The sequence below is a fragment of the Saccharibacillus sp. O23 genome (assembly GCF_002205895.1).
Taxonomy (GTDB): Bacteria; Bacillota; Bacilli; order Paenibacillales; family Paenibacillaceae; genus Saccharibacillus.
In genome coordinates this window covers 116,952-135,434 of sequence record NZ_NJDE01000015.1, presented here as the reverse complement: position 1 = coordinate 135,434, position 18,483 = coordinate 116,952, and the positions used below count along the sequence as shown (strand labels likewise).

At 58.9% G+C, this 18,483-nt stretch carries 15 protein-coding genes and 2 riboswitches; of the genes, 12 read left to right on the top strand and 3 right to left on the bottom strand.

Annotated features, from left to right (window positions below):
- Window positions 1-110: 110 nt before the first annotated feature.
- A complete protein-coding gene (locus CDO73_RS18460; RefSeq protein WP_088490004.1) occupies window positions 111-1,229 on the bottom strand; it encodes a LacI family DNA-binding transcriptional regulator in 1,119 nt (372 codons plus the stop codon).
- A gap of 259 nt (window positions 1,230-1,488) precedes the next feature.
- On the opposite strand from CDO73_RS18460, the gene CDO73_RS18455 reads away from it, so the two are divergent.
- Genes CDO73_RS18455 through CDO73_RS18435 form a run of 5 tightly spaced genes read left to right on the top strand, consistent with a single transcriptional unit; the run spans window position 1,489 to window position 6,618 of the window.
- Entirely contained in the window at window positions 1,489-2,817 is a 1,329-nt protein-coding gene (locus tag CDO73_RS18455; protein ID WP_088490003.1) for an ABC transporter substrate-binding protein, read from the top strand.
- Between the two features lie 33 nt (window positions 2,818-2,850).
- Window positions 2,851-3,726 carry a carbohydrate ABC transporter permease gene (locus CDO73_RS18450; RefSeq protein ID WP_088490002.1) on the top strand — a complete coding sequence of 292 codons (876 nt, stop codon included), beginning with the start codon at window positions 2,851-2,853 and terminating at the stop codon, window positions 3,724-3,726.
- A complete protein-coding gene (locus tag CDO73_RS18445; protein WP_088490001.1) occupies window positions 3,713-4,561 on the top strand; it encodes a carbohydrate ABC transporter permease in 849 nt (282 codons plus the stop codon). The genes CDO73_RS18450 and CDO73_RS18445 overlap by 14 nt, the downstream gene beginning before the upstream one ends.
- A gap of 33 nt (window positions 4,562-4,594) precedes the next feature.
- Window positions 4,595-5,560, top strand: a complete 966-nt coding sequence (locus CDO73_RS18440) for a DUF1861 family protein (RefSeq protein WP_088490000.1) — start codon at window positions 4,595-4,597, stop codon at window positions 5,558-5,560.
- Window positions 5,557-6,618, top strand: a complete 1,062-nt coding sequence (locus CDO73_RS18435; protein WP_088489999.1) for a BtaManbiosPhlase — start codon at window positions 5,557-5,559, stop codon at window positions 6,616-6,618. Before CDO73_RS18440 ends, CDO73_RS18435 begins: the two co-directional genes overlap by 4 nt.
- A 45-nt stretch (window positions 6,619-6,663) precedes the next feature.
- Here the strand turns inward: CDO73_RS18435 and CDO73_RS18430 are convergent, their stop codons facing one another.
- Entirely contained in the window at window positions 6,664-7,089 is a 426-nt protein-coding gene (locus CDO73_RS18430) for an LptM family lipoprotein (protein WP_088489998.1), read from the bottom strand.
- Between the two features lie 239 nt (window positions 7,090-7,328).
- Entirely contained in the window at window positions 7,329-8,537 is a 1,209-nt protein-coding gene (locus CDO73_RS18425; protein WP_088489997.1) for an MFS transporter, read from the bottom strand.
- An 86-nt stretch (window positions 8,538-8,623) separates the two neighbouring features.
- A riboswitch (purine riboswitch) is annotated at window positions 8,624-8,722 on the bottom strand.
- A gap of 178 nt (window positions 8,723-8,900) precedes the next feature.
- Here CDO73_RS18425 and CDO73_RS18420 point away from each other — a divergent pair.
- The 7 genes from CDO73_RS18420 to rnr all read left to right on the top strand — a co-directional run bounded on the left by CDO73_RS18420 (window position 8,901) and on the right by rnr (window position 18,087).
- Entirely contained in the window at window positions 8,901-9,848 is a 948-nt protein-coding gene (locus CDO73_RS18420) for an acetate and sugar kinases/Hsc70/actin family protein (protein ID WP_088490047.1), read from the top strand.
- A 322-nt stretch (window positions 9,849-10,170) separates the two neighbouring features.
- Window positions 10,171-10,515 carry a CD3324 family protein gene (locus CDO73_RS18415; RefSeq protein ID WP_179218744.1) on the top strand — a complete coding sequence of 115 codons (345 nt, stop codon included), beginning with the start codon at window positions 10,171-10,173 and terminating at the stop codon, window positions 10,513-10,515.
- A 302-nt stretch (window positions 10,516-10,817) separates the two neighbouring features.
- Complete coding sequence (locus CDO73_RS18410) at window positions 10,818-11,678, top strand: aminoglycoside adenylyltransferase domain-containing protein (RefSeq protein WP_088489996.1); 861 nt, start codon at window positions 10,818-10,820, stop codon at window positions 11,676-11,678.
- Between the two features lie 49 nt (window positions 11,679-11,727).
- The gene (locus tag CDO73_RS18405; RefSeq protein ID WP_256972757.1) at window positions 11,728-12,267 is read left to right on the top strand and encodes a GNAT family N-acetyltransferase; all 540 of its coding nucleotides are present in this window, start codon (window positions 11,728-11,730) and stop codon (window positions 12,265-12,267) included.
- 186 nt (window positions 12,268-12,453) lie between these two features.
- The gene (gene murI, locus CDO73_RS18400) at window positions 12,454-13,227 is read left to right on the top strand and encodes a glutamate racemase (protein ID WP_088489995.1); all 774 of its coding nucleotides are present in this window, start codon (window positions 12,454-12,456) and stop codon (window positions 13,225-13,227) included.
- Window positions 13,228-13,687: 460 nt separating this feature from the next.
- Window positions 13,688-13,861: riboswitch (cyclic di-AMP (ydaO/yuaA leader) on the top strand.
- A gap of 541 nt (window positions 13,862-14,402) precedes the next feature.
- Entirely contained in the window at window positions 14,403-14,636 is a 234-nt protein-coding gene (gene secG / locus CDO73_RS18395) for a preprotein translocase subunit SecG (protein ID WP_088489994.1), read from the top strand.
- Between the two features lie 301 nt (window positions 14,637-14,937).
- Window positions 14,938-18,087 (top strand): ribonuclease R, encoded by a 3,150-nt coding sequence (rnr, locus tag CDO73_RS18390; protein WP_088489993.1) that lies wholly within the window; start codon window positions 14,938-14,940, stop codon window positions 18,085-18,087.
- Window positions 18,088-18,483: the final 396 nt, after the last annotated feature.

Sequence of the window (18,483 nt, the reverse complement as noted above, 5' to 3'; positions counted from 1 at the left end):
ACGCGGCGTCTCTTTTTTTGCGTTTCAAGACCGTACGGAGACCGTACGGACGGCAGCCAAACAGCGCCTAAGCGGCTGCTGCGCGTGCTGCCCTTTCGGGCGGCGACTCTTCAGGACCCCCGCGTTCTGCGCGCGGCGGAAGCTTCCGCGGCTTGCCCCGATTCCGGGGCAGGACCGCTCGAACCGCGAACCAACAGTTTCGTCGGCAGCAGCAGCTCCGTGAACGGCTCGTCGGGCTGTTCGATTCGCTCGATCAGCCGAGCCACCGCGCGGCGGCCGTACAGCGCCAGATCGACGTCGAGCGTCGTGATCGGCGGAACCGCGAGCCTCGACAGATAACCGTTGTCGAAGCTGACGACCGACACGTCCTGCGGTACGCGCAATCCCGCCTGTTGAAGCGCGGTATTCAGATAATAGCCGAACCCGTCGTTGACGCAGAACCAAGCCGTAGGCATATTTTCGGCTGCCGCCAAGCGCTGCACCAGTCGTCCGACGAACTCGCTGTCTTCTTCGGCATCGCGCACGATCCACGCTTCGTGACTTTCCGGCAGACCCAGTTCGCGCTGCGCCAGCCGAAAACCGTCGAGCCGTTCGTCGTAGCTCGGCGACAGCGCCGTATTGCCGATAAAGCCCAATCGTTTATGCCCGAGCCGCGCAAGATGATGCACCGCTTCGTAAGCGCTGAAACGGTTATTGGTCAAGATGCAGTCCGCTTGAATAAACGGATGATGATGATCGATCAGCACGGCCGGAATGCCGGTATCGAGCACTTTGCGAATATAATCCGTCGTGATATGCGACAGAATCAGCACGCCTTCCACGCTGCCGTTTTCGATAAACGAAGGCAGCGTCAGACTGTCCGCGGCCTGACGGCTGACCGATTGGATCAGCAGCGTTTTGCCGCGCTTGGCGGCTTCGTCTTCGATCGTCAAATAAATCTCTCCGAAAAAGCCTTTCTGCGAAAACGCGAAATCCGAAGCGATCAGCGCGATGCTGCCGCTTTCCTGCGGCGGCTCTTCGCGCCGCCGTCCCCGGTTCTCCGAATAAGCGTAGCCCATTTCCGCCGCCGTCCGCACGATCGTCCGTCTCGTTTCCTCGCTGACCCCGTCTTTTCCGGCCAACGCTTGAGAGACCGAGTTTTTGGAAATCCCGAGCTGATCGGCGATATCCTGCATCGTGACTTTGCTTTTCGATGTATAGGTCGGCGTATTTTTGTTCGTTTGGTCCATCCCCTGACACCCTTTCTGCGAGTCGGCCGTTCGTCGGCTGAGGCATTTCGTTATTCCTTCATTGTAACGTTACAAAATTACTATGTAAAGTAATTTGCTCATTGTATCGCTTTAATCACTTGACAAAACCGAATATCGCCTTAATAATACGTTATATAAGCGCTTTCATAATCTGTAATCATGTTTTTGTCACGTTACAAAAAGGGGTTTGCAGGCGACATTCATCTTTTATCTTTGAACTTCGAGGAGGAACAAAGCGATGAGAAGAAAATGGACGGCTTTATGGGCTTTGCCGCTGTCTCTGGTTATGCTGTCGGCGTGCTCTACCGGCAATCCTTCGGCGCAGACGGATACGCAGGCACCGTCCGCGGACGGCAAAGTCACGGTCGAATTCTGGGCCGCGCCGAATCCGACGCAGCAGGCGTTCTGGCAGGAGATGGCCGAAGCGTACAAGAAAGAAAATCCCAACGTTACGATCAACGTGAGCGCGATCAAAGAATCGCCGACGTCGGAAGCCAGCATTCAGGCCGCGATCGCGGGCAAAGACGTGCCGACGATGTCGGAGAACATCAACCGCGGCTTCGCCGCGCAGCTTGCGAACAGCAAAGCGCTGGTCGCGCTCGATACGCTCGAAGGCTTCGACGACGCGGTCAAAAGCCGCAGCATGACGAATACGATCGAGTCTTGGAAGTTCTCCGACGGCCATCAGTACGTGCTGCCGATCTACTCGAACGCGATGCTGTTCGGCTGGCGGATCGATACGCTCAAAGAACTGGGTTATAACGAGCCTCCGAAGACGTACAGCGAAGTGCTGGAATTGACCAAGAAGCTCAAAGAAAAATATCCGGACAAGTATCTGTGGGCCAAAGCCGATCTGGTCGACCCGACGGCTTGGAAACGCTGGTTCGACTTCTTCATGCTGTACGACGCGGCGTCGGGAGGCAATAAATTCGTCGAAGGCGACAAATTCACCGGCGACGACAAAGCAGGCGTCGAGACGCTGACTTTCGTCGATCAACTGCGCCAAAGCAAAGGCCTGCTCGCGCAGAACGTCACCGATCCTTTCGAAACCGGGGTCGGCGTCTTCACCGATCTGGGACCGTGGATGTTCACCACTTGGGCGGAGAAGTTCCCGGAGATGAAATACGGCGACAATTACACCTTGTCGATGCCTCCGGTACCGGACGGCATGGACCCGGCCGACTCCAAAACGTTTGCCGATACCAAAGGCCTCGTCATCTATGCCCAAGCCCCCGCGGAAGCGCAGAAAGCGGCGCTGGCGTTCGCGAAATGGGTCTACTCCGACCCGCAGAACGACGCCAAATGGTTCGAGAAAACGATGCTTCCGCCGGCGCGCGACGATCTCTCGGATAACGAAGCGTTCAAGAAAATCCTTGAAGCCAATCCTCAGCTCCAGCCTTACGCGGCCAACGTGCCGAACGCCGTGCCGTCGATGGACAACGCCAAGTTCAACGAAATCCAGACGCTGATCGGCCAAGAAGCGTTCAACAAAGTGGTTCGCGGCGAGATCGATCCGCAGACGGCTTGGGACAATATGAAGAAAGCGATCGAAGGAGAGCTTCAGTAACGACAACGAAGTTCTGCAAAGGAGTCTTCGCCGATGAATTCGAACAACAACAGATTGGGCTGGACGTTCGCCAGCCCTTACCTGATTTATTCGCTGGTCTTCTTCTTGGGACCGCTGCTCTGGTCGTTTTATCTGGCGTTCACCAACTGGGACATGATCGCGCCGACCTACGAGTTCGTGGTCTTCGACAACTTTGCCAAAGCGTTCCGCTCCGAAGGCGTGCAGTCGGCGTTCTGGGTCACGTACAAATTCATGCTGGTGTTCGTGCCGCTCGTCGTCGCGATGTCGCTGGTGGTGTCGGTGTTGATCCACGGCCTGCCGCGATTCAAAAGCTTGTTCCTGATCGGTTTTTTCCTGCCGTATCTGTCTTCCGGAGTCGTATCGGCGCTGATCGTCAAAGGGTTCCTGTCTTATAACAGCCCGCTGAACGAAGGGCTGCGCGCGATCGGGATCGGCATCGATTGGCTCGGCGGCCCGTGGTCGGCGCTGTTCGTGGTCGGCTTGATCATGGCTTGGAAATTCACCGGGTATTACGCGCTGATCTTGACGTCCGGACTCGAAAATATCGACCGGGAAATCTACGAAGCGGCGGCGATCGACGGCGTGTCGAGCACCGCGCGCTTCTGGCGCATCACGCTGCCGCTGCTTTATCCCGCGCTGTATACGACGCTGATTCTGGCTTTCGGCGTCACGTTCAGCATTTTTACCGAAGTGTACCAGTTGACCGGCGGCGGACCGAACTTCGCGACCAATACGTGGCAGATGGAGATTTTCAGTCAAGCGTTCAAAAATTTGCAGGCCGGATACGCATCGGCGATCGCGCTGCTGGCTTCGCTGGCGACGTTCGCGTCGATCTTCCTGATCCGCAAACTGCTGGAACTGTGGGGGAAGCGCAATGGGTGGGTCTAAACATACGCGGAGCAGCCGGCGGTTTCGCTTGTCGGTCCGCTACGCGCTGGCGTTCGTGCTGCTGCTGATCATGGTGTATCCGTATCTCTACATGGTGCTGAATTCGTTCGCCGACTGGAATCAGGTGGACCGTAGGCTGCTTCCCAGTTCGTTCACGCTCAAATCGTATGCTTGGCTGTTGAACGGAGGAGAAGCGGGAGTCGCGCGGCCTTGGATTCATGCGTTCGCCAACAGCGTGATCGTGTCGATCGCGTCGACCGCGCTGATGATGCTGTTCGGCGTCATGGTGGCGTATTCGCTGTCCAAACTGCGTTACCGGGGACGCGATACGATCAACAACTTTCTGCTGTTCCATATGTTTTTCCCGGGCATCATCCTGCTGATTCCGAGCTTCCTGATCATTCAGCGGATCGGCTGGTACGACACGTACTGGGCGCTGATCATTCCCAAAGGGATCAGTCTATGGGCGATCTTCATGTACACGAACTTTTTCCGCGCCGTGCCGGACGTCTTTATCGAAGCGGCCAAACTCGACGGGGCGAGAGACTTTCAGATTCTGTACCGGATCATGCTGCCGATGTCGAAGTCGATTACCAGCGTCATTTTCCTGTTTATCCTGATGGAACGGTGGACCGAGCTGCTCTGGGACATGATCATGGTGCGCAGCGATCGGATGCTGACGCTCAACGTGCTGCTGTCGCAGATGTTCGGGCCGTACGGCAGTTATCCGGGTCCGCTGTATGCGGGTTCCGTGCTGCTGTCGCTGCCGATCCTCGTGCTGTTTATCGTGTTCGGGAAAAAGTTTCAAGAAGGCATGCAGGTTACGCTCAAATAAGCCGCTCGGCGAAAAAAGGAGTGTCGGGAACAGATGGAATTCGCGAACGGAACGAAGCCGAAAAAGTGCCGCGAACTGCTGGAAGCGTACGAGCGCCGTGCCGCTTCGGCGGGCGCGGCTAGCAAGTTGATCTTCGGCGGCGTAGGCGGACGGGATGTCTACAATATCGCCGCGCCGTTCGAAGACGAAGGAGAATCCGTGATCGCCGGGCGAGTCGAACGGCGGGACAGCGAAGAATCGGAGATCGTCTTTTTTACGGAAAAAGAGGGCGTGTGGACGCCGCGCGAAGGCGCGCCGGTCCTGCGGCTTCAAGACCCGTTCCGCGCGGAGATCGACGGCGAGCTGCTGATCGGAGGCGTGGAAACGTATCCTGATCCGGATCGTCCGGGCGGGCTGCTGTGGCGTACGGTGCTGCATCGGGGTACGAAAATCGCCGATCTGAAGCCTTTTTTTCGCGGCCCGGAGCGTATGAAAGATCTGCGGCTGACGCGGCTTACGGACGGCGGAGTCGGCGTGTTCACGCGGCCTCAAGGCGACAAAGGCGGACGCGGCAAGATCGGCTTTCTGCGTCTGGAGGCGCTGGACGAGCTGAACGCGGACGACATCGAGCAAGCGCCGCTGCTGGAGCCTCAGTTCGACGACGAAGAATGGGGCGGAGCCAACGAGATTCATCTGCTGGCGGACGGGAGGTTAGGCGTGCTCGGGCATATCGCCTGCTTCGACGATCACGGCGACCGGCATTATTATCCGATGACGTTCGTGTTCGATCCGGAAACGGGAATGCATACGGAGATCAGGCTGCTGGCCGTGCGCGCGGACTTTCTGCCGGGACCGTCCAAACGGCCGGATCTGCGGGACGTCGTGTTCAGCGGCGGACTGATTCGGCAGAGCGGCGGCAGAGCGCTGCTGTACGCGGGAGTTAGCGATGCGGAAGCGCAGGTGTTGGAAGTGGACGATCCGTTCGGGACGTTCGAAAGCCGAGGAGGACTGAGGGAATGAAGGTTAACCGTTACGAAGAAAATCCGCTGATCGCGCCGGCGGACGTCGCGCCTTATCACGAAGGATTCGAGGTGATCGGCGCGTTCAACGCGGGCGTCGCCGTGCACGAAGGCGAAACGCTGCTGCTGCTCCGGGTAGCGGAACGTCCGCTGCCGCGCGAGGAAGGCACGGTAGGCGCGCCGATGATCGATCCGGTCAGCGGCAAAGTCGAAGTGAAAGAGCTGCGACTGGACGATCCGCGCTACGATTTCTCCGATCCGCGGACGATCCGCGAGCGGGGACCGGAAGGCGCGCTTGCCTATCTGACCTCGCTGTCGTACATCCGGATCGCGCGCAGCCGGGACGGCCGGCATTTTACCGTGGACGATCGGCCGTTCATTTATCCTTCGGGGACGCTGGAGACGTTCGGGATCGAAGATCCGCGGGTGACGCGGATCGGCGATACGTACTATATTTATTTCTCCGCCGTCTCGCCCGCGGGCATCGGCGAGAGCCTCGTCTCCACGACGGATTTCGTGCATGCGGAGCATCACGGGATGATCTTCGGGCCGGACAACAAAGACGTCATTATCTTCCCGGAAAAAGTAGGCGGCAAATATTACGCGCTGCATCGCCCGACCACGCCGAGCACCGGCAGGCCGGAAATCTGGTTGGCGGAATCGGACAATCTGCTGTATTGGGGCAATCACAAGCATCTGCTCGGCCTGCGGCCGGAGCATTGGGACAGCGGCCGCATCGGCGGCGGCGCGGTGCCGATCCGTACCGATCAGGGATGGCTGGCGCTGTATCACGGCGCGACCCGGGAACACCGCTACTGCATGGGAGCGGTGCTGCTGGACGCCGACGATCCGTCGCGCGTATTGGCCCGCTCGGCGCGGCCTATTCTGGAGCCGGAAGCGCCGTACGAGACCGACGGTTTCTTCGGCGGAGTGGTGTTCGCCTGCGGCGCGGCGGTAGACGGCGACACCGTAAGGCTGTATTACGGAGCCGCGGATACTTCGACGGCGTGCGCCGAATTGAGCTTGAGCGAGATCATGGAGGGACTGGAACCGGTCTGAGAAAGCCGAAAAAGACGCCTGAAAAGGCGTCTTTTTCTTTGGGTTCTACCTTTTCAGCGACAGTAATTGCGTGACGCGCGCTCCGGCTTTGCGGTCCAGCAGGAAATAACGCGAGTCGCCGCCTTGTCTTTTTTTGAACACGATCGAACCGTCGCGCTGCGGCCAGAGATTCAACCATAACGTGCGCGTGATGCCGTCCCGATCATCGATGATCGCGATATACGGCTTGTCGATCTCCGTTTCTTCCGTTTTCGGGTTGTCGGCTTCCGGTTTGGCGCCCGCGATCAGCGTTTTGAATTCTTTGACCGAATGCGGGTCTTCCACGACTTTGCTTTCGTCGAACTCGATCGTATCTTTGGTTCCTTGGAACCCGACTCTTACCAGAGGAGGACCTTTTTCTCCGCAGCCGGACAGCAGCGCCGCAAGGCTGATCGCGAGGACCGCCAGCCAACAGATCGTTTTCTTTCTCATCTCCGAATCCGCCTTTCGTCAACATTCGTTAATAGAGACGAACAAGAAGGACAAATAGTTCACCCGGCCGAAAAAAATCTGCCGGCATCTAAATTATCGGCAGATTCGGACAATAGGGAAAGAGAAGGCGTGCAGGCTGCTTAATGAAGGGGAGCAGCGTTACCGTTCCAAAGAAAAAAACGCCGCGAACGGTTTGGCCGTTCGCGGCGTTTTGCCGACGAATTCTTTTTGGCTTTCGATCAATCTCCGCCGAAGTTCGGTTCGAGTTTCGAACCGCTCTGCTTCTCCTGCTGCGGACGACGGGTCGAGGTCTTGCGGTACAGCGTATAAATAGCCACGCCGAAAGCGAGAACGACGATAAATCCGCCTACCCATGCGTTGTACGTTACCGAAGGCGCGCGGTCGATCACGACGCCGCCGATCGCGGAACCTGCCGCGATCCCGACTTGCAGCGCCGAGAAATTGAAGCTCTGTTGGATCTCCGACGTCTCGGGAGCGACTTGGATCAGATAGCTCTGCTGCGCCGGAGACAAAGCCCAGCTCAGCGCGCCCCAGACGAAAACGAGAATCGCGAACAGCGGAATCATCTTCGCCGTGAACGGCAGGATGAACAGCGACAGCGCGAATACGCCGACGACGATCAGGATGCTTTTTTTGGCGCCGAGACTATCCGACATCACGCCGCCGATCATGCCCCCCGCTACGGCCGCGAGACCGAAGAAGAAGTACACGACGCTGATCCACGAAGCGCTCAGATGCATGACGTTTTCCAAGAAAGGCGTAAAGTAAGCATACAGCGTGTAATGGCCCGCGAGCAGCAGCAGCGTAACCAGATGCGCGCCCGCGATACGGACGTTCTTCAGGGAAGCCAACTGCTGACGAAGCGGCATGACCTGCTGCGGGGCGATCGGCTCCATCAGCTTATAGATGACGAACATCGCCAGCAGGGCGAAGATCGCGATAAACAGGAACAGGATGCGCCAGCCGAAATGGTTGGCGGCGAGCACGCCCAGCGGCACGCCGAGCACGATCGCCGAACTGATGCCCATCGATACGATGCCGATGACGCGCGCGCGGAAGTTCTCCGGCACGACTTTGACCGCGATGGTCAGCGACAGCGTGGTGATCAGCGATCCGCTGGCCGCGGTCACGAACCGGGAAGCGAGCAGGACGCCGAAGTTCGGGCTCCAGAACGCGAGCAGGCTGCCGAGGATAAAGACGACCAGCGACAAGAGGTACAGCTTGCGGCGCTCGATCTTGGCGGTCAGGGCCAGCAGCGTCGGGCCGGATACGGCGTAGACCAGCGCGTAAGCGGTGATCAGTTGGCCGGCCGTACTGACGGATACGCCCAGATCGGAAGCGATGAGCGGCAGCACGCCGCCGATAATGAGTTCGACGAGACCGACCGTGAAGGCGGCGAGCGTCAGAACAAGAACTTTGATATTCATGGTGCGACATAGCTCCTTTTCTGTACAAGTTTGGCGCGTCCTTGTCGAGCGGGAGGTGCGCGAACGCAAAAACTCCCGACTCCAAGGGCGCCGATGGCGCGACTTGTAGTCGGGAGATATGGTCCCCGGTAGATACCCTCAAACCGTCTTATTGAGGTATACAATGTCAACTCGTATTACTGTAAAGGATTGTCAAGCAAAGATCAAGAGGGAAAACGCGTAAGCCGCAAAAAATTTGGCGGACGGAGAAAAGGAGACTATGATAGAAGAAAAAGAATCCCGGCATCGGTCGCGCAGGCATCTTCGGAAGCCGAGCCGCCGGGAGCGGCGCTGCTTCGCGGCGCGGTCGGGAGGACGAAAGGCATGACGATGCAGGCGGGAATCGACGCGGGAGGTACGTTGATCAAGATCGCTTATCTTAGCGATGCGGGAAGCGAAGCGTGGGAAAAGGCGGAGAGCCGGCTTCCGCGCTCGGACGGAACGGGCGCGGACGCGTCGCGGCAGGAACGCCCACAGGGCGAAGCAGTGGGCGGGCTGCGCGCGCCGACGCTCTTGAAGTTCGCCGCGTCGCGCCTCGAAGACGCGGCGGACTGGGTGCGGGCGAATCTGCCCGAAGATGCGCGGATCGGGTATACCGGCGGGCAGGCGGAGCGGCTGCGCCGCCTGCTTCCGCAGTACGCGAACGCCGTCATGGTGCCGGAGTTCGCGGCGACGGCCGAAGGCGCCGTCCGCATTCGGGCCTACGAACGGGGCGGAGCCGTCGCGGCGGCGGAGCGGTTCGTGCTGGCGAACGTCGGCACCGGGACGTCGCTGCATCTGGTTCAAGGCGCCGAGCGGCCGCGGCTCGGCGGGATCGGCCTCGGCGGAGGCACGATCGTCGGCCTGACGGGCCTGCTGTGCGGGCTGCGCGATTACGAAGCCATCGCGCGGATCGCGCCGCTGGGCGACCGGGAAGCGGTCGATCTGACGGTGGGGCAGATCTATGCCCCGGCGGAGCCGCCGATCGCCGGAGACCTGACGGCCGCGAACTTCGCGCGGCCCGTGCCGCCCGCCGCCGGCGCGCAGCCGCAGGACTATGCGGCTGCCGTGATCGGCATGGTCGCGGAGATCGTCGTGACGGTCGCGGCGCAGGCCGCCAAAATGCAAGGCACGAGCCGGATCGTGTACGTCGGCTCGTCTTACGAGAACAATCCGCTGCTGCGCGACTTGACCGCGCGCTTTACGGAGATGCTCGGCTGCGAAGCGGAGATGCCCGAACGCGGGGCTTACTGCGGCGCGATAGGCGCGCTGCACGCAGCGGTCGAAGAATGAAGAACCGAAGAAGGCTGTCGGCCTCGCTTCGCTTCATGCCCAAACGCATGAATAAACCGATCCAACACTACATGATCGAAGGAGGGTTCGGACCATGAGACTCGCGATATTGAAGCTCGACACGGTACGGGACACGCATCCGACCGGCTCCATGCAAAGCCTGTAAAGGCGCGAACCGCCCTCTGCATGGAGTGACTGCGTTGACCGAGTTCAATCACCGTAACCTTACAGGGTGATCGGTCGACGCGCCGGATTGATCGGCGGCTCGCCCGGACAGGCTTTGTTTCCAACCGACTATTCGATTCGGGAAGGAGCAAGCCGTATGTCCGATCATCGCAATCGGCTGCCGGACTCTCAAACGGTCCGGCGTACTTATCGCAACGCGGCAGATTGCCTGCCGCCGGAATTGCTGCGCGAACTTCAACGTTATGCCGGAGGAGAAACGCTTTACGTGCCGGCTCCCGCCGATCGCAAGATCGGATGGGGCGAGCGCTCCGGCCTGCGCGCCGAACTTCAGGCGCGCAACGCCGAGATTCGCGCCCTGCACCGCGAAGGCGTGCCGATCGACGAATTGGCGGATCGTTATGCGCTGTCCGTCGAGCGGATTCGGCGCATCTGCTATTCGCGCGCCGAGCGAGAAGAAGAAACCGTAGAACGCCGGAGATAATCGTCGGCGATTCTCGATCAAGGCCCGAAACCCGTATCGCTGCGGAGTTCGGGCCTTTTTCGCGAGCGATCGCCGGAGCCTTTCTTCGGCGCCGGCCTCCATCGTAACCTCGGCCGCGCCGACCGAGCCGGGAGCGGAGTTTTCGTCGATCGTAATCCGAATCTATGTCGCGAACAGGTTGAACCGTATACGGCCTATGGAGCGAAGAAGCGGTCTTTTATAATGAAAGCACGAAGGTTCCGAACCCGAACGCGGATCATGACCGAGACGCGGACAACCAACGCACAAGGAGGAATAACCATATGGACAAGACTCGACCGAAGATTATTTTGCCGGATTTTCGTTCGCGCGACGCGGACGGCCGCCTCGGCGGCGAAATTCGCGAAGCGCTGAAGACGGCCGAAGAACTGGCAGCCCGATGCCTGCAAGCGCTGGGCGACGACGTCTCCTGCATTTATCTGCACGGCTCGCTGGCGATGGGCGGGTTTAACCCGGCGTCGAGCGATATCGATCTGCTGGTCATCGTGCAGGCCTCTCCGAGCTTGGAGAAGCTGCGCGACCTGACGAGGCTGACGCTGGAACTGCACGCAAGGCTGCAAGCCGGGCGGAACATCGAATACACCGTAGCGGAAGAAAAGGCTTTGCAAGACGTCGTCTACCCGACGCCGGCCGTCTACCATTATTCTTCGCTGCACCGGCCGAGGTACGAAGCGGATTCGAGTTACTTGTGCGCCCGCTACGAAGATCCCGATTTGGCTTCCCAGATCGTCGTAGCTTACGAGCGCGGATTTACGCTTTACGGACGGCCGCTGCGCGAACGCATGCCTGCCGTTTCGCGAGAGGTCTACGTACGTTCGATCCTACATGACGTGGCAGACGCGAGAGAAGCGATCGTCCGCAATCCGATGTACGTCGTTTTGAATTTATGCCGGGTTCTGTTATTTATGCAGCAAGGCCATGTCGTGTCGAAAAAAGAAGGCGGCGAGTGGGGCGCGGCGGCTCTGCCTGAGCGGCGGCACATCGTGCAGGCGGCGCTTGATGTGTACACGGGTGCGGTCGCCGGTCCGATGTCCGTGCCGGAGAATGCGCTGATCGATTTTGCCGAAGAGATGCTCGGGCGGATCGCCGCGGAAGCGCAAAGCGGACAAGAGGCCCGATTCTGAGACATAGATCCGAACCGGTGATTCACGCGATAGAAAGGAGAACACGGCTTTGACGCATGAAGGAATATTCGAGCTGACCTGCGAGCCTGCCGGTCACGAACACCGAACGGCGCTGCGGCAGCTTTTGGAATTGTACAAATACGATTTTACCGATTACGATCCCGAAGACGTAAACGAAGAAGGACGGTACGAATACCGGGATCTGGACGCGTATTGGAACCGTTCCGGCCATTATCCGTTTCTGCTGCGCGCGGACGGCAGGTTGGCGGGATTCGCTTTGATTCGCCGATTCGCGGCCGATTCCGGCTGCTCCGAACAAGCCGGGCACGAGATCGTCGAATTTTTCGTCATGAAAAAATATCGGCGATCCGGGTTGGGGCGCGAGGCGGCGAAGCGTTTATTTCTGCGGTTCCCGGGCTTATGGAAACTGAAGATCATGGAGGAGAACGCGCCCGCGCTTGCTTTCTGGACGCGCGCGATCGCCGGCTGCGAAGCCGCATCGGGTCTCGTCGAGGCGCGCGAACCCGATTGGGACGGTCCGGTGCTGATCTTCGCGGTCTCCGAAGGGCAGAAGAAGATTTTCCGTTAAGGCGGCCGCTCCGTTTGGCGTTTTGTCTTTGAGAGGTCTATAATCTTAGAAGGTTAAATAAAGATCGTAAGACCATTGCGTCGACCGATAACCATGCGAGGTTACGCTCCGCCGGAACGCGAACCTCAGATGTCATTCGGTCGGCGTGCCATCATGACGAAATTACGAAACGGCAGGGGAAAACGCATGTCTATCGCTTTTTTCGATTCGGGAATCGGAGGGCTGACCGTTCTGCGCGAAGCGGTTCGCAGATTGCCGAATGAAGACTTTATCTTTTTCGCGGATACGCTGCATGTCCCGTACGGGCCCAAGACGAAGGAGCAGGTCGCGGGTTACGTGCGCGAAGCGGCGGAACGCATCTTGCGATGCGACGTCAAAGCGCTCGTGCTCGCCTGCAACACGGCTACCAGCGTAGCTGCGGCGGAGCTGCGCCGGAGCTATCCGGTTCCGGTGATCGGCATGGAGCCGGCCGTGAAGCCGGCCGTCGAGATGAACGGGGCCAGCGGCCGCCGCGTGCTGGTGTTGGCGACGGAACTGACCTTGAGCCAGTCCAAATACATCGAATTGGTATCGCGCGTGGACGATCACGGGATCGTCGATTCGCTGCCGATGCCCGAATGGGTGGAATATTGCGAGCGGCTGAATTTCGATCCGGACGAACTGGGCGCTTATTTCCGGCGCAAGTTCGAACCGTTCGACCTCGACGAATACGGCACGCTTGTACTCGGCTGTACGCATTATCCGTATTATACGCAGCTGTTGGAAGACGTGCTGCCGCCGCATATCCGGGTCATCGACGGAAGCGCGGGCACGGTTCGGAGGTTGACGCGCATTCTGGACGAACAAGGTTCGCTCGGCGGAGGAAGCGGAAAGATCCGGTTCATGAATTCGGCGGACGATCCGGCGTACAACGATAAACTTCGGCGCGCTTGGCGCATTTTGAACGAGCCGCGGGGCTAGACGCCGACAAGCCGAAGACCCGAACGAGGCAGGGAAGGACGATGAAAACGTTAACTTTTTCCGTTCTTTTATCTTTTTGCGCGTACGAGGGATCGTCGGGCTGCGAATAAGCGGCTTTCCGGCAGCGATAATCGCGAGAAACGTCGCAAAGTCGAGCTTTTTCGCGATAATGAAAGATCCGGCTTCGTGTATGTTTCACATGTCAACGATTAGCCTTCTAAACACCAAAAACAGGTAAAGTTCAACCTTTACATAAGGTGTCAGCAGGGGTTAAGATACGGTTCATGAAAGCCGCACCGATCTGCTTAAGCCTAACGGGAACGGGCTTCGATCGCCTATTTTAAGCAGAAGGACCGCTGCTTCGCGGCACCCGATTTCCGAAGAGGAATCGAAGGTACCGGCATGCCGCCTACATTTCGGAAAGGATGATGGGATTCGTCACTATTCAAACATTCGCAATCGGAACTCACTGCTGAATTTTGTACTCGAAAACGGGGGAACCAATACGGGATGCCGATCATGGCTCTCGCGGGGTGAAGCCTTACGCCGGTCCGGTCTCGGACGTCGCGTCAGGCAGGGCGACTCTTGCGCCCTAATCCGTCAGCTAACCTCGTAAGCAGAAACAGGAGAGGTGACCTTTCCTTTCAGCATTCATTCATTTCGAAAAAAGGCAATTCCATCCGAGCGTCCGCCGATCGAACCGCAGGCTATGGTTTCGACTCGCGCGCAGGCGCCCCACACATCCAGATTCAGATCAGCAGAGGAGGAAGAGAGCATGTCGGATGCCATGATCATCATGGTCATTCTGGTTCTTACAGCCGTATCCGCCGGATACATTCTGTGGACCGACCGCAACAACGTCCAAGGCAAACAGCAGCGCCACTAAGGTTCGCTTGGACGCTTTACGTCATCGTTTATCATCGCATCGATTCCCGAATCGACAAGCCGCGCCCGGCGCTTCAGCCGCAGCGCGGCTTTTTAGCGTATAAACGTTCCGTAAAGCGGGTTTCGGCCGAATTTGCTCGATTGTCAAATACCGGGGGCTGTGATAGAATGAAAGTGCTGTTTTCTGTTCAAAGTATCAGAAAAGCACGATAAACGAGACAACGACGTAGCAACTGGTTTAACCCACTTATATACAGGATATGCTGTTTATGCTTAGGAGGTGGAACTACATGGAAATCTTTCTGAAGGTACTGCTGTTGATCTTCTCCGTCGGCGTGATTACGGTCGTATTGCTGCAAAAGGGCAAGAGCGCGGGTCTGGCCGGTGCAATCTCGGGCGGCGCGGAGCATCTGTTCGGCAAAACGAAAGCGCGCGGTCTGGACTTGGTTCTGGAACGCATCACGATCGTGCTGGGCGTTTGTTTCTTCGTCATGGCGATCTTGGCTACGGCTTTGACCAATTAATGGAGTACCCTTTCAACTCTGAATCAAAGGTGACCTCACCTTTAGTGTTGATAAGGGACTAGCGGATCGGAGCGGCTGTCCGCTCTGGAAGCCTTCGTGAATCCTTGGTTTCAAGGGAGACGGAGGCTTTTTTGCGTATCGTCGTTTCAATGAACGCAAACCTTCGATTAAGTTTGGTCAACTCACTACACGGGTACTTTTAGCGTATAATGATAGTTGTGACAGAATAACAAATTCAGTTCGCGATCTGCAGCCGACCGGGCGGTCTGCCGGCAGCCCGAGCCATTTAGAGGTGATAAGAATGATAACGAAAGAGTCGCTGTTGGGCTTTATGCGCGAAGACGCTTATAAGCCGATGACGTACCAAGAGCTGGAACAGCATTTCGGCATCGAAGATGCGGAAGAATTCCGGGAATTTATGAACATGCTGAACGCGCTGGAAGAAGCGGGCGAAGTGGTATTGACGCGTACCCAGCGCTACGGGGTGCCGGAACGGATGGACCTGCTGCGCGGACGGCTGCAGACGCACGCCAAAGGCTTCGGGTTCCTGATTCCTGAAGACCGCGAGCATGCCGACGTCTATATCAATGCGAACGATATGCTGAGCGCAATGAACGGAGACACCGTGCTGGTTCGCATCGCGTCGCGTCGTTCGTCGAACGCGCGGATGGAAGGCGAAGTCGTGCGGGTCGTCAAACGCGCGATCACGCAGATCGTCGGGACGTATCAGGACGAAGAATCGTTCGGGTTCGTGCTGCCGGACGACAAACGCATTACGCGCGATGTGTTCATTCCTGCCGGCCGCGCCGGAGGCGCGTTGAACGGACAGAAAGTCGTCGTGGAGATCATCGCGTATCCGGAAGGCCGTTCGGCCGCTCAGGGTCAGGTGATCGAAGTGCTCGGCTACAACAGCGATCCGGGCGTCGATATCCTGTCGATCATCCGCAAGCACCAACTGCCGGAATCGTTCCCCGAAGAAGTGCTGGCCGAAGCGGAAGCCGCGCCGGAGACGATTACCGACGAAGAGATTCACAGTCAAGGACGGCGCGACCTGCGGGATAAGCAGATCGTGACGATCGACGGCGAAGACGCCAAAGACCTCGACGACGCGGTTAACGTGGAGAAACTGCCGAACGGCAACTACGTGTTGGGCGTGCATATCGCGGACGTCGGCTATTATGTGCGGGAAGGCTCCGCGCTCGATCAGGAAGCCTATAACCGGGGCAGCAGCGTGTATCTGGTCGACCGGGTCATCCCGATGCTGCCGCCGCGTTTGTCCAACGGCATTTGCAGTTTGAATCCGCGCGTGGATCGGCTGACGCTCTCCTGCGAGATGGAGTTCGACGCTTCGATGAAAGTCGTGCGTTACGACATCTTCAAGAGCGTGATCAAGACCGTCGAGCGCATGACGTACAAGAACGTGCGCCGCATTCTGGAAGAAGAAGATCCGGAACTGCTGGAGCGTTACGGCTATCTGGTCGACACGTTCCATACGATGCGCGAACTGGCGCTCAAACTGAACGCCCGCCGGATGAAGCGCGGAGCGGTAGACTTCGATTTCGAAGAAGCCAAAGTCCTGCTGGACGACCAAGGCAAAGCGATCGATATCGTCAAACGGGAACGTTCCATCGCGGAACGGATCATCGAAGAGTTCATGCTGGCGGCGAACGAGACGGTGGCCGAGCATTTCAGCAAAGCCAAAGTGCCGTTCCTGTACCGGATTCACGAAGACCCGGACCAAGAAAGACTGGAGCTGTTCGCGGCGTTCGCGGCCAATCTGGGTTATCAGGTCAAAGGCACGCGCGGCGGCAGCATTCAACCGAGCGAATTGCAGTCGCTGCTGGACGAAGTGCAGGATACGCCGGAACAGAAAGCGATCAGCACGCTGCTGCTCCGTTCGATGAAGCAGGCGAAATACGATTCGGCGAATCTCGGCCACTTCGGCTTGGCTGCCGAGTTCTACACCCATTTCACTTCGCCGATCCGCCGTTATCCCGATCTGGTCATTCACCGGGTGATCGGGGAAGTACTGTCGGGCGGCGGCAAACTGTCGCCGCAGCGCGAAGAGCAGCTCAGCATCCGCATGCCGGATTACGCGCAGCAGTCTTCGATCCGCGAACGCGTAGCGGTGGATGCCGAACGCGACACGGCGCAGCTCAAGAAAGCCGAATACATGCTGGATAAGGTCGGCGAGACGTTCGAAGGCGTCATCGGCAGCGTGACCAGCTTCGGCCTGTTCGTGGAACTGGAGAATACGGTCGAAGGCCTGATCCATATCAGCAACCTGACCGACGATTATTACCACTTCGACGAAGCCAAGATGCTGCTGGTCGGCGAACGCACGTCGCGCGTCTTCCGGATCGGCGACGTGGTCGAGATCCGCGTCTCGAAGGTCAGCATGGAAGAGCATACGATCGATTTCGAACTGGTCGATATGAAAAAAAGCAACTTCCGCGGCAATCGCGGCGGCGGACGCCGGGGCGAAGGCGGCGATTCGTTCAAACGCGGCGACAAGACGGGCAAAGAAAAGTTCGGCAAAGATAAAGGCAAAGGCAAGGGCAAAAAAGACAAGAAGAAAAACAAACGAGGCGACGTGTTCCGGCCGAACGATAGCGGCGCAGCGACGGCTCCGGCGGCAGGAAGCACGCCGCGCAAAGGCAAAGGATCGGCCGAACAAGCGGGGTCCGCTGCGGCAAACAGCGGCGAAACCGGAGGCAAAGGCAAGCGTTCGCGGAAACGCAAAGGCGCAGCCGCGGCGGAGAACGCGTCCGCGGCTCCGTTCCGGGGCGAAAGCGCAGCGGTAGAGGCCGCATCGGGCAGCGGCGAAACCGGAGGCAAAGGCAAGCGCTCGCGGAAGCGCAAAGGCGCCGGCGGAGACAGCGGCGCTCCGGTTCGTGGCGACAACGGAGCGGCAGGAGCCGCGCCAGTCAGCGGCGAAGCGGGCCGCTCGCGCAAAGCGAACAGCGGCGACGGCGAGTGGTCGTTCACGAGCCCGCCGGCCGAGCTGGGCGCGGCCGGGAATCCGGCGAAGCCGGATAAGGGCAGCCGCCGCGGCAAAGGCGGCGGCATCCAGCTCTCCGCCGGCCAAGCGGGCGGAGATGTCTACAACGGCTCGCCGGACGCAGGCGGCGAGTGGAGCAACCGCCCGCCGGGCAAGGGCGGGCGCACGGGCCGGGCGAGCCGCGGCAGCGGCGGGGCCGGCGGCTCTGCCGGAGGCGGAAGCGGCGCGACTAGCGACCGCGAGCCGGGTAAAGGCCGCTTCAGCTTCGGAAGCGGCACGGGCGGCTACGGCGGCGAGACGGCGACGTTCTCGCGCAACGGCAACGACCGCCCGAGCGGCGGCAAAGGCGGCCGCTCCGGCGGAAGCCGTTCCGGTTCCGGCGCGTCCGGCAGCGGCAAGCCGAAGAAGGGCGGAGCGAAAAGCTCGCCTTCGGGCAGCAAAAAGAAGTAAAGCGGCGGAAACGGTCGGTTAGGCAATAACGTTGCGCCGCAAGCTTCTGGCTTGCGGCGTTTGCGTTCGTTCCGGCTCGGGATCGGCGCGTAACGGAACGTAGATTCGTTAGAAGCCGAAAACCTGCCGAATCAAGCGAAATCCGTCGTCTTTTTCCTTCTAAGCGTCATCTGGTTCCGTTAGAATCGGAACAACGCCAAAATTCCGCTCTAAGCGTCACCTCGATCCGTTAGCGCTCAACGCTGCCGCTCTACGGTCGAAGGAGAAGCCAACAAGACGGAGAAAATTCGGTTTCGGTTTCTCAGGAAACGCTCCTGCTTACGCCCGACTGTCCTCCGCCTTGCCTTTTCCGAATCAAGCTTGCTACAATCTAGAAAGATCCATCCCTCAATGATG

Excerpts from the sequence above, each read along its gene's own strand:
- CDO73_RS18460 (WP_088490004.1), bottom strand. The coding sequence starts at position 1,229 with ATGGACCAAACGAACAAAAATACGCCGACCTATACATCGAAAAGCAAA.
- CDO73_RS18455 (WP_088490003.1), top strand. The coding sequence starts at position 1,489 with ATGAGAAGAAAATGGACGGCTTTATGGGCTTTGCCGCTGTCTCTGGTT.
- CDO73_RS18450 (WP_088490002.1), top strand. The coding sequence starts at position 2,851 with ATGAATTCGAACAACAACAGATTGGGCTGGACGTTCGCCAGCCCTTAC.
- CDO73_RS18445 (WP_088490001.1), top strand. The coding sequence starts at position 3,713 with ATGGGTGGGTCTAAACATACGCGGAGCAGCCGGCGGTTTCGCTTGTCG.
- CDO73_RS18440 (WP_088490000.1), top strand. The coding sequence starts at position 4,595 with ATGGAATTCGCGAACGGAACGAAGCCGAAAAAGTGCCGCGAACTGCTG.
- CDO73_RS18435 (WP_088489999.1), top strand. The coding sequence starts at position 5,557 with ATGAAGGTTAACCGTTACGAAGAAAATCCGCTGATCGCGCCGGCGGAC.
- CDO73_RS18430 (WP_088489998.1), bottom strand. The coding sequence starts at position 7,089 with ATGAGAAAGAAAACGATCTGTTGGCTGGCGGTCCTCGCGATCAGCCTT.
- CDO73_RS18425 (WP_088489997.1), bottom strand. The coding sequence starts at position 8,537 with ATGAATATCAAAGTTCTTGTTCTGACGCTCGCCGCCTTCACGGTCGGT.
- CDO73_RS18420 (WP_088490047.1), top strand. The coding sequence starts at position 8,901 with ATGACGATGCAGGCGGGAATCGACGCGGGAGGTACGTTGATCAAGATC.
- CDO73_RS18415 (WP_179218744.1), top strand. The coding sequence starts at position 10,171 with ATGTCCGATCATCGCAATCGGCTGCCGGACTCTCAAACGGTCCGGCGT.
- CDO73_RS18410 (WP_088489996.1), top strand. The coding sequence starts at position 10,818 with ATGGACAAGACTCGACCGAAGATTATTTTGCCGGATTTTCGTTCGCGC.
- murI (WP_088489995.1), top strand. The coding sequence starts at position 12,454 with ATGTCTATCGCTTTTTTCGATTCGGGAATCGGAGGGCTGACCGTTCTG.
- secG (WP_088489994.1), top strand. The coding sequence starts at position 14,403 with ATGGAAATCTTTCTGAAGGTACTGCTGTTGATCTTCTCCGTCGGCGTG.
- rnr (WP_088489993.1), top strand. The coding sequence starts at position 14,938 with ATGATAACGAAAGAGTCGCTGTTGGGCTTTATGCGCGAAGACGCTTAT.